The 17,135-nt window shown below is 35.0% G+C and carries 11 protein-coding genes; 1 reads left to right on the forward strand and 10 read right to left on the reverse strand.

Going from position 1 to position 17,135, the window contains the following annotated elements; all coding sequences use genetic code 11:
* Window positions 1-104 precede the first annotated feature (104 nt).
* The 7 genes from BK579_RS17440 to BK579_RS17470 form a co-directional block, all read right to left on the reverse strand.
* Window positions 105-1,682 carry a glycoside hydrolase family 43 protein gene (locus BK579_RS17440; RefSeq protein ID WP_078547641.1) on the reverse strand — a complete coding sequence of 526 codons (1,578 nt, stop codon included), beginning with the start codon at window positions 1,680-1,682 and terminating at the stop codon, window positions 105-107.
* A 240-nt stretch (window positions 1,683-1,922) separates the two neighbouring features.
* Window positions 1,923-4,088, reverse strand: a complete 2,166-nt coding sequence (locus BK579_RS17445; RefSeq protein ID WP_078547643.1) for a glycoside hydrolase family 52 protein — start codon at window positions 4,086-4,088, stop codon at window positions 1,923-1,925.
* Between the two features lie 253 nt (window positions 4,089-4,341).
* The gene (locus BK579_RS17450; protein ID WP_078547645.1) at window positions 4,342-5,232 is read right to left on the reverse strand and encodes a carbohydrate ABC transporter permease; all 891 of its coding nucleotides are present in this window, start codon (window positions 5,230-5,232) and stop codon (window positions 4,342-4,344) included.
* Between the two features lie 15 nt (window positions 5,233-5,247).
* Window positions 5,248-6,126 carry a carbohydrate ABC transporter permease gene (locus BK579_RS17455; RefSeq protein WP_078547647.1) on the reverse strand — a complete coding sequence of 293 codons (879 nt, stop codon included), beginning with the start codon at window positions 6,124-6,126 and terminating at the stop codon, window positions 5,248-5,250.
* Window positions 6,127-6,289: 163 nt separating this feature from the next.
* On the reverse strand, window positions 6,290-7,594 hold the full coding sequence (locus BK579_RS17460; protein ID WP_078547649.1) for an extracellular solute-binding protein: 1,305 nt from the start codon (window positions 7,592-7,594) through the stop codon (window positions 6,290-6,292).
* A gap of 140 nt (window positions 7,595-7,734) precedes the next feature.
* A complete protein-coding gene (locus BK579_RS17465; RefSeq protein WP_078547651.1) occupies window positions 7,735-8,517 on the reverse strand; it encodes a response regulator transcription factor in 783 nt (260 codons plus the stop codon).
* Window positions 8,514-10,259 carry a sensor histidine kinase gene (locus BK579_RS17470; protein ID WP_078547652.1) on the reverse strand — a complete coding sequence of 582 codons (1,746 nt, stop codon included), beginning with the start codon at window positions 10,257-10,259 and terminating at the stop codon, window positions 8,514-8,516. Before BK579_RS17470 ends, BK579_RS17465 begins: the two co-directional genes overlap by 4 nt.
* A 204-nt stretch (window positions 10,260-10,463) precedes the next feature.
* Between BK579_RS17470 and BK579_RS17475 the strand changes: the two genes are divergently transcribed.
* Window positions 10,464-11,513: a M42 family metallopeptidase gene (locus tag BK579_RS17475; RefSeq protein WP_078547654.1), complete on the forward strand. Its 1,050-nt coding sequence runs from the start codon at window positions 10,464-10,466 to the stop codon at window positions 11,511-11,513.
* Window positions 11,514-11,591: 78 nt separating this feature from the next.
* On the opposite strand, the gene BK579_RS17480 is transcribed toward BK579_RS17475, so the two are convergent.
* The 3 genes from BK579_RS17480 to BK579_RS17490 all read right to left on the reverse strand — a co-directional run bounded on the left by BK579_RS17480 (window position 11,592) and on the right by BK579_RS17490 (window position 17,125).
* A complete protein-coding gene (locus BK579_RS17480) occupies window positions 11,592-15,218 on the reverse strand; it encodes an alpha-amylase family glycosyl hydrolase (protein ID WP_078550663.1) in 3,627 nt (1,208 codons plus the stop codon).
* A 301-nt stretch (window positions 15,219-15,519) separates the two neighbouring features.
* Window positions 15,520-16,368 carry a M55 family metallopeptidase gene (locus tag BK579_RS17485; RefSeq protein ID WP_078547656.1) on the reverse strand — a complete coding sequence of 283 codons (849 nt, stop codon included), beginning with the start codon at window positions 16,366-16,368 and terminating at the stop codon, window positions 15,520-15,522.
* A 319-nt stretch (window positions 16,369-16,687) separates the two neighbouring features.
* Window positions 16,688-17,125, reverse strand: a complete 438-nt coding sequence (locus BK579_RS17490; RefSeq protein WP_078547658.1) for a hypothetical protein — start codon at window positions 17,123-17,125, stop codon at window positions 16,688-16,690.
* Window positions 17,126-17,135: the final 10 nt, after the last annotated feature.

Below are 17,135 nucleotides of genomic sequence, written 5' to 3' on the forward strand. Positions count from 1 at the left end.
ACATTTCTATTTCCGTATCTTTCATTTTAACTAAGTTTCCCCATGAAAAAAAGAGCCAAAGATAGTTAGGCTCTAAACAGGTAGGTGTTGTATGATCTTAATCATTAACCCTCTTCCACTTCTTTATAACTAAAGTAATCAAAATCGGCATGCTTTTTCTCTCCGCTCAAATCCTGTACACAGACCCCAACAAAGGTTCCAGTAAAACGTATATAATCACCGAATTCATCTGATAAATGGCAAATATCAATCAACGGTCCAATTTTTAACCATTCTTTACCTTTAAGGGAATAATAAAACTGAAGCTGTTCTCTTTCAATCGAAGCTTTTAATTTAACACTACCACTTACGGGTATCTTATTTTCTACTAATTCGTCATATACCCCAGCCTTCGTTTGAATGATTCCTAGACTCTTTCCTAAATCTTCATCATGAGTTATGTGTAAATATACATGATCCTTTGTATCATAATATATGACCAGTCCAGCCATTTGTTGAAAATGCTCTGGCTCGAACTCTACCTCGGTTTCCACTTCAACATAAAAACTTTGTAGTCTTCTGGCAACTAGACTTTGTCGATGTGTAGATGAAAGAGACTCCATCCCTTTTAATCGTAGATACCCAGGTCTTTCTTCTAATGAAATCCATGATGAAACTGCTGGTATACGTAGGGTGTTTAGATGAATATTTAAATTAATGTCATCAAATTCGTCTTTAATAGCTACTGAACTAACTGGATGGACAGGAATGGAAGGTGATTGAATATTTTCCTTTGGGGTGTTATCTCCTCCATCTACTCTAAGCCACCCATCCTCAGTCCAAAACACTCGTTGCAGACTTGTTTCACGTCCCAAAATGCAATATCGCTCTTTAACAGGTCTCCCGCACAAATGCGCTAAGTACCACTCATTTGTATGTGTTTCAACAAGACTCGCATGTCCTGCTTTTTGTAACAGAAGTCCTGAGTCATTAACAGATGTTAACATTGGATTTCTAGGATCTACCTCGTAAGGACCAAAAAGGGAAGTTGACCTTGCCATTGATACTGCATGTTCATAACCAGTTCCACCTTCTGCAGTCATTAAATAATAATATCCGTTACGTTTGTAGAGATGAGGGCCTTCAGTTAATTTTAGATTTGTTCCCTTAAAGATATTCTTTCGCGCACCAACAAGCTTTTGCTCGCGCCTAGAATATTCTTGAATGACAATGCCGGCAAAAGAATTAGTGCCTTTTCGAAAATCCCACAGTTGATTTACTAGCCATTTTCTACCATCCTCATCATGAAATAAGGATGGATCAAATCCACTACTGTTTAAATATATAGGCTCTGACCACGGACCATATATATCAGAAGCAGTGACTAGATAGTTATGTGTATCCTTATAGGCACCTTGCCTGCTTTTCACATCGGTATAGATCAGATAAAATAAACCATCTGAATAAGTTAAACATGGAGCCCAGATACCACCAGAATCAATATTCCCTTCCATATTTAACTGCGATTTACGAGTTAAAGGGTGTGTTATTAAAGTCCAATTAATTAAATCTTTTGAATGGTGGATTTGGACTCCTGGAAACCATTCGAAGGTTGAAGTTGCTATATAATAGTCCTCACCTACACGTAAAAAAGAAGGGTCAGGATTAAAACCACGTAAAATCGGATTACTAATCATATTAATTCCTCCGTCTCGTTATGTAAAAAACTCTCGCAAACGATTTACGAGAGTTTTTAGTTTGGCTATTTTCGTATACTTTGTTAGCGTTGAAGGTTTTTAAAATCACTATCAACTAAGTAGAGTGGCATCTTTTCTTCCTAAATTATAACCATACCATCAAGCGAAATAGTGTAACCCACTAAAAAAATTGGACTATTAGCAACACACTTTCAGAAAAGAGCCTTTAGTTTTACTTATATATTTTTAAACATGTTGAGCATTTGTGTTCGTATTCACTGCAAATAAATTCTTTTCTTTTCCTTCAGCCAACCACAAAATATTAGTTACTCCTCGAGGATAATACTTACTCCCTGTAATTTCTCCTGAAATAATTTGATCACTCCAGCTCCATACTGATAATGTAGGATGGGTTAACCATTCAACATGAGCAGCATCCGCTTTTGCTCCTCTTTCATCCCATTCAAATCCAAGGATTTCTCGGGCAATAAATTGGCTTAAATAAATTTTACTCAACCATGAGTTATTACTTGTAGAGGAAATCTTCCACCCGCCATCTTCAAATAAACAAACTCCATCAACTAATACCGTATTTAAATGAGTTGTTAATACTTCAAGATATTTGCTGAATCTACCATTAGGATCAAGGGCTTCCTGACAATTTGTGAAATATGGGAAAATTAACCCTTCGATAGCTGGGATAATCTTTGAATCATTCCCTTCACCAACAACTGCTGGAATATAACCTTCAGGAGTAATAAAGTTACTGATTGTATTTGCACATTTTTCAGCTTGTGATCCAGCTTGTTTTGAAAGATCTGTTAATCCTTGATCTAAGAAAAGTTTCTCAAGCGCAAGATATGAAGCCCAACACTTACCTGCCATATATATATTGTTACGTGCTTGCCCTAACGAAACATCAAGGCTATCATAAGTCGTAATTTCCGCTCCACCCATACAGCGAGTAGAGTCTAAGCCCATGATTCCATTTCTTTCTTCCGCAACTGGATGATCACGATTTAACATACTTTCGAAGCATTGTTCAAAAATAGTTAGATTCGCTTTCAACCATTCTTCATCTTTAGTTTGTTCATAATAAACAGCACCACATAATATCCAGTTTACAAGTTGTTCATGTGTCATATGTGAGAAACAACCATCTAATCCGTATAATTCATATGAAGAATACTCTGGTCTTGAGATCGTATTTGCAACACCCATATCATGTGTAAAGCTAAGTCCACCTGGATATACCTTGTCATCATTTGGAAAACGCACACCATCTTGGTAGCTAAATCGCTTGACGAACATGTCTAACTCATTTTTGACAGTCCAAGGATTCATCTTTAATTCAAAGAACAGTTGATCGACAGTTAAATCGAACGTGTTCATCATTCGATATTCACCCTCATTAACTACCCAGAATGGCTCTCCATCATTGTCTAGCAACTGAGTGCACCCATAATAGCTTCGAATAGAATGAGCTAATTGGAATTTTTGATCATCTGATAAATGGTCTGCTTGTGAAACAAGGTTATTAGCATTCATTGCACGCTCGGCAATTTGTTCAAAATGATTTAAAGCGTACTGTGAAACAGCTTCGATATCTTTAAAGAAACGAGTATAATAATAACTTGTATCTAATCCCGCCGTAACAAGTCCACCTCGATAAAAGCTTATTGCAAATTTGTAAGTCTTTACCTCACCAGCTGGAACATCCATAATTATTGCTCCAATAGGTCCGAGGCCAAATGTCCAATTTTCTTCAAATGGAGTTGTTAAAATATTCTCCAAGCTAAAATGTAGAGCAGATTTAACATCTGAATCCGCCGAGGTCAAAGATGTTAGTCGCCCTTGCCCTATTCCTGCAATCCCATCAAGAGTATCATCCATTCTTCTCATCGAACTATAAACATCACTGCCTTCATACCCAAAGAAAGCCCTACGTGATTTTTCACCATTAGAGTTATCAATCGTAAGCTCAGCAAGTACTGCAGGTACTATAGTCATTTTTAAATCTTCTTCTGATGCATTCGCTGGATCTGGAACAGATTGAGCTTGAGAATAAACTCTAAAGGTTAAGTCTCCTGCTTTCCAAGTATCCGTTCCAAGTTGGAAATCACGTTGAATTTTTTCATTAGCAAATGGGAAAATAATTTTTGGTTTATCTTGATCCGGATCTGGATTTTCAATATCATATCGTTTACTTTCATCTTCACTATAATCAAAAAACGGAAGTGCTTCATAGATGCCTTCTTGGTCAGAAGATTCAACACCAATAAAAACATTTTTCTTTGGTGATCGACCAAGTTCCAAGTCTAGTCCACCACCACTACCTGGAAATCCAAGAGTAAAACTTGAAAACGAACCTATTGGTGAATGATGTGCATTAAAAAAGATATTTTTCGGCATTTTATCCCCAACTTTCTTGATAATTATTAAAGATCATAGATAACTAATAATCTAGTTTGTATTCCAATAAACTTAGTTTATCACACAAACAAACTAAGTTATATATTTTTTTAAGCGTTTTCAATAATTTGTTTTTGTATATAAAAATAGACAATGAAGTATTCTTGTAATGTAATTGAACATACCACTAAATAAAACTGCTATCTACTGGTATGTTCAGAATTACAACTATGAAAATATAATTTAAATTCTATTAACCTTTAACAGATCCTGCTGCAATTCCTTCTACAATTCGATTACTTAAGAAGAAGAACGCAATCAAGATAGGTATGATACTAATCATTAACGTTGCACCAATTGCACCCCAATCGGTTGCATATTGTCCGATAAAGTTTTGAATACCAACGGTTAACGTTTTATACTTATCCGAGCTAATAAACGTATTTACAAAAACAAACTCATTCCAGTTGTAAATCATATTAATGATTACAGTTGTCGAAATAACTGGAGTTGTCATTGGTAATGTAATTTGGAAGAAGATACGGTGTATTGAACAACCGTCCATTACTGCAGCTTCTTCAACTTCGCGAGGTAAGGTGTGATAGAAACCTAATAAAATCATAATCGTTAATGGTAAATTAAATGCTGTATACGTCAAAATGATTGCCAATGGGTGATCAATCAAATTCAAACCTAAGAAAAACTGGAACAATGGGATTAATGTTGAGTGAACTGGAATCATAATTCCAATCATAAACAACCCAAGAACTAACTTACTTAACTTCCATTGCATACGTGTGATTGCAAAAGTAACAAAGCTTGCCAATAAAACGGTTAATACAACTGCAACTACTGTGACCAAAACACTATTGAAGAAGTATAAATCAATATTGCCTTGATTCCATACGGTTGTATAGTTTTCCCATTTAGGGCTTTCTGGCAATGCAAATGGTGAATTACTAAATATCTCAGCATCTCCTTTTAAAGAGAAGAAAAGCAACCAGATAAGTGGATAAATTTGTAATACCGCAATGATGCCTAAAATGATATATAATACCGTTTTTCCTAGACGGCTAAAAAGTGTGTGTTTTTCTTTTTGAATGGGTAGATTTTTATTCAATTGTTGATTTGTTTTAAATTCCATCTTTAGCTCGCCTCCTTAGTATTGAAGTTCTTCTTTCGTTGCGGTTAACTTACGAATTAGCCAAGTAATAACTAAACATATAATTAATAAGAAGAAACCAATTGAACTACCATATCCGAAATCATAGGTTCCAAATGCTTTTTGGTACATGTATGAAGCCATAACTTCACTTGAACCGTTTGGTCCTCCACCTGTCATTACGTAAATTAAATCAAAGTACTTTAATGACCCTACGATCGCTAGTACAATCGTCACTTTAATTACACCTGCAATTAATGGTACTTTTATTTTCCAAGCAATTTGCAGTGGATTAGCTCCATCGATTTTAGCTGCTTCAACTAATGAATCCGGAATGTTCTTTAATGCAGCATAATAGATTAAGATATAAAACCCTGCATATTGCCAAATAATCGGTACAAACAGAGCTTGTAATACAAGATTCGGTTCTGCAAGCCATGCAGGAGGGTTATCAACACCAAACGTCATTAGCAAACTGTTCACAAGTCCATTTGAAGGATGGTATACTTTTAACCAAAGCTGAGCAATGGCAACAGAGGATAACAGCATTGGAATTAGATAGATTTTTCTTAAGAGATTTGCTCCCTTAATTTTACTTGCGAGGATAAGAGAGATAATTAGATATCCTATTAAACTTACCGTAGAGAAAATAGCTAGAAGAAATGAATGATAGGCACTATCCCAAAACATAGCGTCTTTCATTAACTTAGTGTAATTTTCCAACCCAATAAAAGTCATTTCACCAATTCCATCCCACTTCATTAAGCCGTAATAGCCTGTCATAAGGATTGGGACATATATTAATGCGATAAGAACTAAAAGTGCTGGAAGTACATATAATGCGATAACTGTCTTGTTGGACATAACTTTATTCATAACGTTGTTTCAGTCCCTTCTTAACGATGAAATTTCTTTTCACCACAACCATATATTTTTTATTGAAAAAGACATACCAGAAAACTACAGATATGTCTTTTTCACGTTAATTGATATTTAATTACACTCTTTTTCTAAAAGCGTTTACTAAACTAGCCTTTAATTATTCCTCGCTAGCAAGTGCTTCTTCATGCTTTTTCGCAAACTCTTCAGGAGTAATTTGACCACCAAATAGTGATTGAATCATATTTAAGTGTTCATTTGCAACACCGGCACTCATTTGTACGTCTGCGTATAGAGTAATATTGCTTGCATTTGCTAATTCATTTAATACATCAATATACATTTGTGGAAGATCTACAGATTCTGTATCAACCTTTGTTGCTGGGATAACACCTGCATCTGTTACAGAACGTTCTCCCCATTTCTCAACAAAGAATGAGACAAATTTCTTTGCTTCTTCTTTCACTTCTGAATCCTCAGCTACGAATAATCCAACACCTGGTCCACCTACGAAACTATTAATATCTCCTTTTCCACCTTCTACAGTTGGAAACTTGAAGAATCCGATAGAATCTCTAAATTCTTGTGGAACATCTTCATTTGTTGTATAGTTTGGTAACTCCCATGAACCCATAAGATACATAGCAGCTTGATTGTTCATGAATGGACCCTTTGCTTCATCATTTGATAAACCATTAAATCCTTTAACGAACGCATTCATATCAGCTAATGTTTGAATCTCTTGGGCAGCTTGAATTAATGCTGGATCTTCAAATGTTCCAGTACGATTAATTGCATTTGTTAATGTTTCTGGCCCACCGATACGATCTGCAAGATACATATACCACATAGAACCAGTCCAACGGTCTTTATTACCAACAGTAATTGGTGTAACACCATTATCAGCAAGCGTTTTCACTACATTCTTAAATTCTTCATAAGTTTGCGGTACTTCTAAGTTGTGTTCAGCAAAAATAGTCTTATTATAATAAATTGGAGCGATATTTAACTCTAAAGGCAGTCCATAAGTTTTTTCATCAACTGCGAACGCTTCAGTTGTGCCACTAATGAAATTTTCACCTTTTATATCATCTAATTCTGCAAACATGTTACCATTTGCATAGGGCTCAAGGAAACCAGCTGCCCATGTTAACCCAACATCAGGAAGTTCATTTGAAGCAGCTAATACTTTAAGCTTCTCTTTGTATTGTTCAACAGATAAGATATCTAATTGAACTTTCACTCCTGGATTTGTTTCTTCAAATTCTGCTACGATGTCTTGAACAATTCCATGATGTTGTTTAGCACTACCTTCAGGCCATAAATGCATGAACTTTATTGTCGTTTGATCAGAAGATGAATCACCTTCATTTCCATTACTTGAATCAGAACCAGAGCATCCTGAAAGAATTAAAGATACTACTAACATGCTCATAAGCAAAAGTGTAATCGCTTTCCTTTTCATTACTTGTTTCCCCCTTTATATAATTGCTACAGTTATTATTTTAGCAGTTAAACGCTTTCAAAAAAGGTACCTATCATTGGGCAAAATACTCTTATTTTTAGAAAAAGCCCTTTTCCGGAGAAAAAGGCTTTCAAATTGCTCTATTTTTCTTCAAGTGCAAGTTTTCTATATTTACTAGGAGTAAGGCCTTCATGTTCTTTAAATAACTTAATAAAATACTTAGAAGTTCCATAACCAGCTTCTTCAGCAATTTCGTTAACTGTCTTTTTTGTATTAATTAGTAACTGTTTCGCAAGCTGAAGACGGCTTCGAGTTACATATTCGCTGAAGTTCATATTCACTTGATCTTTGAATAAAACACTTAAATAACTTGGATTTAAATGAACATGTTTTGCCACATCATTTAAGGTCAATGGATGACTCAAATGGTCATCAACATATTTAATTGCCTTTGTTATTGGAGACTCTTCTTTTTGATCATCAAGTTTGATATCTACTAACTTTGAATCAACCACCTTTTGAATCATCCCAATTCTCTCTCGATTAGCCTCATATTCTAGTGCCTCTTCTACAACCTCAATCAACTTTAATTTGTTAACTGGTTTTAACAAGTAATTATGAACACCTAGCCTTATTGCTTCCTGTGCATAGGAAAACTCCGAATAAGCAGAAATAACGATCACAACCGGAACTTGTTTTTGTTTTTTTAATGTATCCAACATTTCTAAACCTGTCATTTCGGGCATACTAATATCAGTTAAAAGCAAATGAACCTTTTGCTTACTTATAATCTCAAGTGATTCGGAACTACTTTCTGCACTTATAATTTCATAGTTCCCCTTCGACCAGGTTTCCAGGGCTTTTTTGAGACCTTGTCTTGTTCTGGGTTCATCATCAACAATTAAAATTGTTTTTTGAATCATAATGACCGTATACCTCCTGTTAAGGGGATTTCAAATTCAAAACATGTCCCCTTATTCACTTCACTCGTGATAGAAATACCTTTATATGTTGAATCCTGGTAATATAGCTGCAACCTCTTATTTACATTAGCAATTGCTACACCATTTCCTTTCAATGATGAGACTTCGCCTGTTTCTACTTGTCTTAAGATTCGTTCTATCGTCTCTTTGTCCATTCCTATACCATCATCAATGACCTTAATTACTAGGTGATTATCATTCTCTGCTGGTTGTAAGACTACTTTTACAGTACCTGGGCCTGTTTTATTTCCAATCCCATGTGAGATCGCATTTTCAACTAATGGTTGGATAAGCAACTTTGGAATTTGTAGGTATTCAAATTCCTTTGATACCTCTATACTATAGCTAAAGCGGTCCCCAAATCTAATTTTCATAATTCGCATATATCTTTCTATATGCTCTAAAGCCTGTTTTACAGTAACCCATTCGTTCTTTTCTTGATTGCTTATTGTATAGCGAAATAACTCACTCATACTGATAACGATTTCAGCTAATTCGTCTTCCTCTTTTTCCTCTAATGACCAGTATAGTGCATCAAGAGTATTGAATAAAAAATGTGGATTTATTTGTGCTTGTAACGCTTTTAATTCTGTCCTGCTTCGAATTAGTTCTTTCTCGTAGACTACTTGAATTAAATGGTTCGTATTGTCTACTAATTGGTTATACGATTGGTTTAAATGCTTAATCTCTATTGTAGATGCAGTTTCTGGATTTTTTCGTAATTCCCCACGTTTAGCATTTAACATTGTTTTGGTTAATTGATTAATTGGCCTTGTAATCATGGTTGATAATATATAGGAAAAGAAAATAAATATAAGAATCCCAATCACACCAGAAAGAATAATCGTTGACCGTACTACAGATATTCCACCCATCAAGGTTTCAACAGGGGTTAATATTGTTAAGGTCCAATTAGTTGTAACTGACTCCTCTTTCGTTAAGATATACTCTTTTTCTCCTATATGAATATTGCTCTCATGTTCACTTAATAATTGAGAAATATCGCCTTGATAATTAGAGGTAATCGGTTGTTGATATTGATCGACTAAAATCATGAATTCGTCCATTCGACCATGATCCACAAAATCAAAGTAGTTTGCATTTATTTGAACTACTAGGTAGCCACCAGATGAAAACCACCTATCTATTAGACTCACTCTTCGAATTGCTAGAAAAAAACCTGGTTCTTTTGGGTCCTCTCCGATCCATACAAGCTTTCCCTTAGCCTCATTCGCAGCTCTTATCCACTCAATCTCAAGACGACTATATAAAGAGATCTCATCAAGAGGAAGGATCTTCTGATAATCAGAAGTATATAATTCAAAATTTGATATCCCATTCGAGTAAGCTTGAAAAGAATTAGCAATTTGCATAAGATTCTGCTTTTGTCCATAACTTATCGGCATTCCACTATTATAGTTTAATAGTTGCTGTTGAACGGTTGGATTTGTGACTACTTGATTCGAAAGCATGTCAATTTGCTTATATAGTGAATCTACTCTTCCCGTTGCTTGAACTGCAGTTTGACGTATTTGCTTTTGTGCGTTGTTTTTTAACAAATCAGATACTTGATTAAAAATGACAACACCAACAAAAAACAACACAATCATCATTACTAGTAAAAATACGATTAAGATTTGGTTTCTTAATGTATTATATTTTTTCAGTTCCCATTTTTTCATTCATACCACCCTTATATAAAAAATGCTATGGAAAGCGGTTTAGATATAACTTTACCATAAAAAAATTGCTTGAACAGTAATTTTTTAAGCGGTTTCATATGAATGCCCTCTACTTTCTATTAAACTAGATGTCTTTCACCCCTTTAGTAAAAATTGTATAATAAGTAAGAACACTAAAAGTGAAAGTTGAAAGGAGATAAATCATTGTCTTATCCTAATTCACAAGAAACGATCAACCTGATAAAAGAATTAGTATCAATACCGAGTCCTTCCGGTAATACAAATGAAGTAATAACCTTTGTGGAGAAATTTTTAGCAGAATATAATATTGAAACAAAACGCAACCGTAAAGGTGGGCTTATTGCAACTATTCCTGGAAATGATGATACTAACCATCGTATGCTTACTGCACACGTTGATACCTTAGGAGCAATTGTAAAAGAAGTAAAGCCAAGTGGAAGATTGAAGCTTGATTTGATCGGTGGGTTTAAGTATAACTCCATTGAAGGTGAATATTGTCAAATACAAACTTCCTCCGGAAAAACTTATACAGGAACGATTTTAATGCATCAGACAACAGTTCATGTTTATAAAAATGCAGGAACAGCTGAGCGAAATCAAGAGAATATGGAAGTCAGAATTGATGAAAAAGTACATACTGCCGCAGAAGTACGTAAGCTTGGTATTGAAGTAGGGGATTTTGTGTCATTTGATCCAAGAGTGCAGCTACTACCAAACGGTTATATTAAGTCTCGCCACTTAGATGATAAAGCAAGTGTAGGGATTCTTCTTCAATTAATTAAGCAGATAACAGTTGAGGGCATTGACCTACCATATACAACACACTTCCTTATTTCGAATAATGAAGAAATCGGTTATGGTGGGAATTCCAATATCACACCTGAAACAGTGGAATATCTTGCAGTGGATATGGGGGCTATGGGTGATGGACAGTCTACAGATGAATATACGGTGTCCATTTGTGTGAAGGATGCTAGTGGCCCTTACCATTATGAATTGAGAAAGAACTTAGTTCGGCTTGCAGAAGAAAACCAAATCGGTTATAAGCTTGATATTTATCCTTATTATGGTTCAGATGCATCAGCAGCAATTCGTTCGGGCCATGACATTATCCATGGTTTAATCGGTCCTGGTATTGATTCATCTCATGCATTTGAACGTACACATATTTCTTCTATTGAAAATACAACCAAGTTGATTTATCACTATCTTCAATCAAAAATGCTGTTATAGTGGGAAATTCTTTTAAAAATCCCCTATAATTATACGTAAAAAGCTTGTGGCGATATAACCACAAGCTTTTTTTATTGATTAGACTCTAGCATTTCTTCTTTTTAGTAGAAAGATAGATAAACCTATTGCTAATAAAGCTGCACCCATTAATAAAAGATTATAGACTGGTGTTGCGGTGTTTGGTAATTTTCCGCCTGTTTTTGGTGTATCAACCACATCTGAATCTGATGGTTTTTCACCTTCAGCTTTATCACCATTTCCACCAGGTTTTTGATCATTTTTAGGTTCTTCTCCGTTTACTGGACCTTCACCAGTTCCTGGCTCATCCCCTTCTCCTGGCTGTTCCCCATCGATAGGGTCATCACTTACAGCAGCAAGGATAAACGTACCACCAGTTTCTCTTGATGGAACAGTAACAGTTACTTCCTGATTGTCAGAAACTACATATTCTACACCGTTATAAATATCATTTACAACCGTTCCTGTAGGATAATCAACTGTAAAGGTCGACGTGTTTTGTGCTTCTTCAATATTAAGACCAACATACACCGATTGTTCATCATACTCACGCTCAATAACTAGGTATTGCTCTTCATTACTTCCTCCAACAGTAGAACTTTCACCTTTAGAGAAAATGTCAGAATAATCCTTTCGAATATTTAAGAGCTTCTGATAATGGTTATGAAGTGCTACCATCGTTTCATCGCCATTCTCAAATTTCTCCCATGGCATATCTTCACGATTTTCATTAAACTCGCCTGCATCCATATCTCCTGCATGATCGCCTGATTGACCTAGTTCCTCACCATAATAAATAACAGGTTGACCTTTTGAAGTAATCTGTAAGGCAGCCGCTACCATTAGCTTAGAGATATCCCCACCAGCGCGCTCTGTTAGGAAACCATTTTCATCATGACTACTTAAAAATTGCCCAAGTGTTGCGGAGCTTGTTATTTTGCTATTTCGATATTCTAGATTTGCTGCAACTTCTTCAAGATTTCCATTAATAAAGCTTTCAGCTTGATATTTGAAATCAAAATCTAATAGAGAATCCATTTGACCACTATTTAGATATCCACCTGTATTATCTACAGTTGCACCATAATATTCGCCAATCATTTTGAAGTCGGGTTTTACCTTTGTTAATTCATTTTTAAATTCTTTCCAAGTTGTTGTTTCAACATGCTTTATTGTATCAACACGGAAATAATCGATGGTATCACCACGGTCTGTCTTAGCCTTAGTTAACCAATCTGTTTGCCATTTGATAATTTGATCTCTTACTTCTTTGTCTTCAGTAAGCAAATCTGGTAATCCAGCTAACTCACCTTCAATAACATCCAATCCACCATCTCGGAGCATTCCTTCAAATCTTGCACGATCTTCGTCAGTCGGATATAGTGGGATATTCAAATCTGTAGAATCAGTCTCCTTTAAACCATATCCAGTATGATTTAAAACAACATCTACCATTATTTTAATTCCTTTATCGTGGGCTTTATCGATTAGTTCCTTGAATGTTTCAAGATCACCAAGATGTTCATCAAGACTAGTGAAGTCATCTGCCCAATAACCATGATAACCAAATTGATTTCCATCTTTGTCATGACGTAAATCCCATTCAATATTATCAACAATCGGAGTAATCCAAATCGTATTAATCCCAAGATCTTCAAGATAATCTAATCGATTGATAATACCTTGGAAATCTCCACCATGATACGTTTCTGGATGTGTTGTGTCATAATTTGCGCCATTTGGATCATCGTTTGTAAGATCTCCATTTTCAAAACGGTCTGTTAGCATGAAATAAATACGTGCTTCATCCCAATCAAAGTCTAATTCTCCTACAGTTTGTCTTGCATTTACTTGGATTTCTAATGTTTCTGAATGCTTGTTTCCGTAGATATCCACAGCTGTAAGTGTTAATTGCTTTGTTCCTGCTGTTACAGAGTCATTAACAGCTAGTGTTTGAGACATTAATTCAGGATCAATGCTAATTTTTTCTTGAACACCTACTGATGATGCATCAATATAGAGCTCATCTACTAAATCTGATTGATCAATCTCTACAGATAAAACAGTGTTTTCATTATAATTCAATGATTCTTTAGATAAAGTTGTCTTAATATCTAATTTAGGCTTAAAGTACTCTACAATTGATAATCCTTCATCATTTGTATTATAAGGATCGGCTACCTCAGAAGTTTCAGCGTTTACGGTAACTAGGAATGTGTAAGTATGAATTCCTTCCTCTACATTCTCAAGTGTATAAATAAAATACTCGTTATCACTATTATACTCCATCTCATATTCATGACCATTTACCTTTACTTTAACAGAATCAAGACTATTCATTTCATTTTGTTCAAATAATTCTTGATCTCTATAATAGAAAGTTACATTCCCGTCTTCTATCTTAGGTCCATTAACTGAAGGAATCACACGGATTGCTTCTTCTCCTTCATAAACATGTACTTTTGTTAACATTTGAGTAAGGTCAGTAGTAATGTAACGATCTTGTCCATATGGGTCTTTTACTGCCCAATCAGTACCTTTTCTTAAAACGAACCCCACACTTGAAGTATTCTTTCCGATCTCAAATGTAGTAACTGCACCTTGTTCAGTGATTTCTTGAAAATCTTTTTGTCCATCTGTCATTCCAGTTTGCCATGTCCAGATGTTCCAATCATCATAATCGTTGTTTTTTCTTTCATAAACAAATTGGACTTTTCGTTTTTCTGGCTGCGGACCAATTAAAGCCTCAATTGCTGCCTCTTCACTTGTAAATACTGTGTCCATTCCTTCAATCAACCAAACCTCAGTCGCTTTGCTATTATCTGGTAGAGTTATAGTATATTCATTATCCTGGGTTTCCCAATTACCCTTCCTTGGGATGATTGTTATTGCGCTACCCGGGAAATGATGGACACCTTTTGCAAACTTAATGTCAGTACCATTAACAGTTTGGAATTCATATCCAGCAGATTCATATCCTCCGTTAAAAATCCACATATCCCAGTTTTCTAAGTTGTTATCAAGTCTATGATAATTTATTGTATATTCATTTAACTTTTCACTTACAGTTAATTGCTTAATAGTTTTATAGTTATCTTGTTCAGCAATGATATTAAAAGTCGTGCCCACCGGGACAGAAGGTGCCACCGTCAAAGTGTTTTCGCTTACAATTTCAATATTACTTGTAGTACTATCTACACTCCATCTGACATTCTCTGACTCATCTGTCAGTGTACCATCATTGTTAACACGCTTAGCTTTAAGATTTATCTCACTTCCAGCTTCAATAAGCGAAGAATTTTCTTCAAGATTTAATCCAGGAACAATAAGAGCACTGTTATCACCAGATAGTTGTGTATTAAGTGGATCTACAATCCATTGATCTTCATTTACTATAAACTTATATTCATACGTATTAGGAACTAGAGTCTTAGTAGTAACTGACCATATTCCTCCATTATTTTTCATTTCCAAAGCATTGTTTTGCCAATCTGTGAAACTTCCTGCAACACGTACTCTTTCTGCATCAGTATCTACATAAGAAAATGTAACTGATCCATTTTCATTCAGTACAGGGCTTACAAGTTCGTCATTTGCCTCAATGACAGGTATGTAGTTAGTTAATAAGCTAACTAGTAGGATAAAAACTAAACCAATCGACGACCACTTATTGAAACCTTTACTCATATTCTTTTTCCCCTTTCACCTTGTTTGGATTGAGCAACCGTTTGCATTAAAATAAAAAAATATCCCTCCCGAACAATCTAAGAATCTATTCGACAATGCATTTTTTGTACGCAAACGCTTTCTTGCAAATTAAATATATCATATCACTTTATCTATATCAATAAATGATAAATAATTTTATAAAACGTTCTAAGTGATTCATAGAATTTTTGATTAGACCACTTATAGCAACTTCACTTAATAAAAGGTCCTAAATAATCAAAAGGACTATCCAAAAAGGATAGTCTCTTCAAATATTTTTTTATGCATTTACATTTCCCAAAACACCATTGGTTGCTGTTATAGCAATGATTACACAGCCCCACATTAATTTATATGCAGTTACAATATCATCACAGGTGAAGCGTATTGTCTTTGGATCTATTAAGTTTACCATAGGAATCGTTGTTGTCATAAGAGCTTGGTTAGACCCTTTAAACTGAATTTCAAAGGTAGCAGGTCCATCGACATTTAGTGGTTCAAAACTACTAATTCTTTTCACGGCTGCCTCTGCTTTTTCACGTATAATTTGTTGTGCTCTTACTGGATGAATTAATTCTGAAGCAAATCGATCTATACCTCGTTTTACTACGGCACCTTCTACATTTGGTAAAGTTTCTTGTACTTCCGCGACATAAGCATCGTCACCTGAAATCATAATGGCAGGAACATGATAGTATCCAGAAACCATTGCATTCATTTCTGTTTCCCCAACAACCTTACCATTAATTTTCAGTTCATTGACACATATACCAGCCAATGAATGCGATATGATTGTGCGCTCAGAGCCACCTTCTCGTCCGTGATGACCTATAAACATGATTCCATCAAATGAATCATCCAAACCTTCTAATTGACACATTACTCGATTGCTTCCTTGTACAAGAGTAGCTCTTGAATCTAATTCCTCTATAAAGATATTTGACATATTTCCATGCCCGTCTGCAACTACTACTCCAGTTGCACCACCATTGAAGGCTCCTTCAATGGCAGCATTCACATCCTGTGTCATCAATTTACGAAAGCGTTGATACTCACTTGGTGTTTTTAATTGTTGATTTGTTGATACCCCTGAAACACCTTCTATATCTGCAGAAATAAAGATTTTCATTTTTTCTTCCCCTTTTATGTAGTGGATTTATTGTACCCTCACTACTACTATAGGATTAAACATCAAATCTATCAATACATTTTGGTTCGGCAGGGGGACGATCAGGAAGCTATTATTTATCGTAAGAACCTAGCTTTGTCTCACGTGAATTTAAAAAACATCACAAAAAGAAACTGCTATTGTTTTTGATTGTACTGATTGGATTTCATCTCATTCCAAGTACTCAAATAAACAACACCTATTCCCTTCTAGGAAATGGATGTTTACCTTTGAACTACCATTTCAAAAAAGACATTTAAATGTTTTAAATCTAGAAGAGTTATGAAAATTGTTCTGTATTTCCCTTGTCTTTTCGATTTTTTAATGTATCCTGGATAATTTCAATATGAACCGCAGCCCACGCTCTTTCTCTAAAATGAAGAATAACACTTGTTGATAAAGTAAATAGATAAATGAAACTAAATAAGATCCATAGAACACTTCCTTCTTTGAATAACAATTCTTGTAATTGTTTTGAGAAAAGAAAGAAAAACCAGGGTACAGAAGTTACAAAAATCGGAATAATACCTGATCCATTTTTTTCCTTAATCATCCTGTAATAAATTGTTTTTAATGTATCACTATCAATTTCCCTGTAAAAGTTCTGGAATTCTTGAATCTCAGTTAACGGTTTGATATCTCTAAGTTTTTTATTATTTAATTTATTTTCTCTTATCTTTAGATACAGCTTATGCGCGTCTCCTCGAAATGAAATCATAATTTCCGTC

It is taken from the genome of Litchfieldia alkalitelluris, from assembly GCF_002019645.1.
Classification (GTDB): Bacteria; Bacillota; Bacilli; order Bacillales; family Bacillaceae_L; genus Litchfieldia; species Litchfieldia alkalitelluris.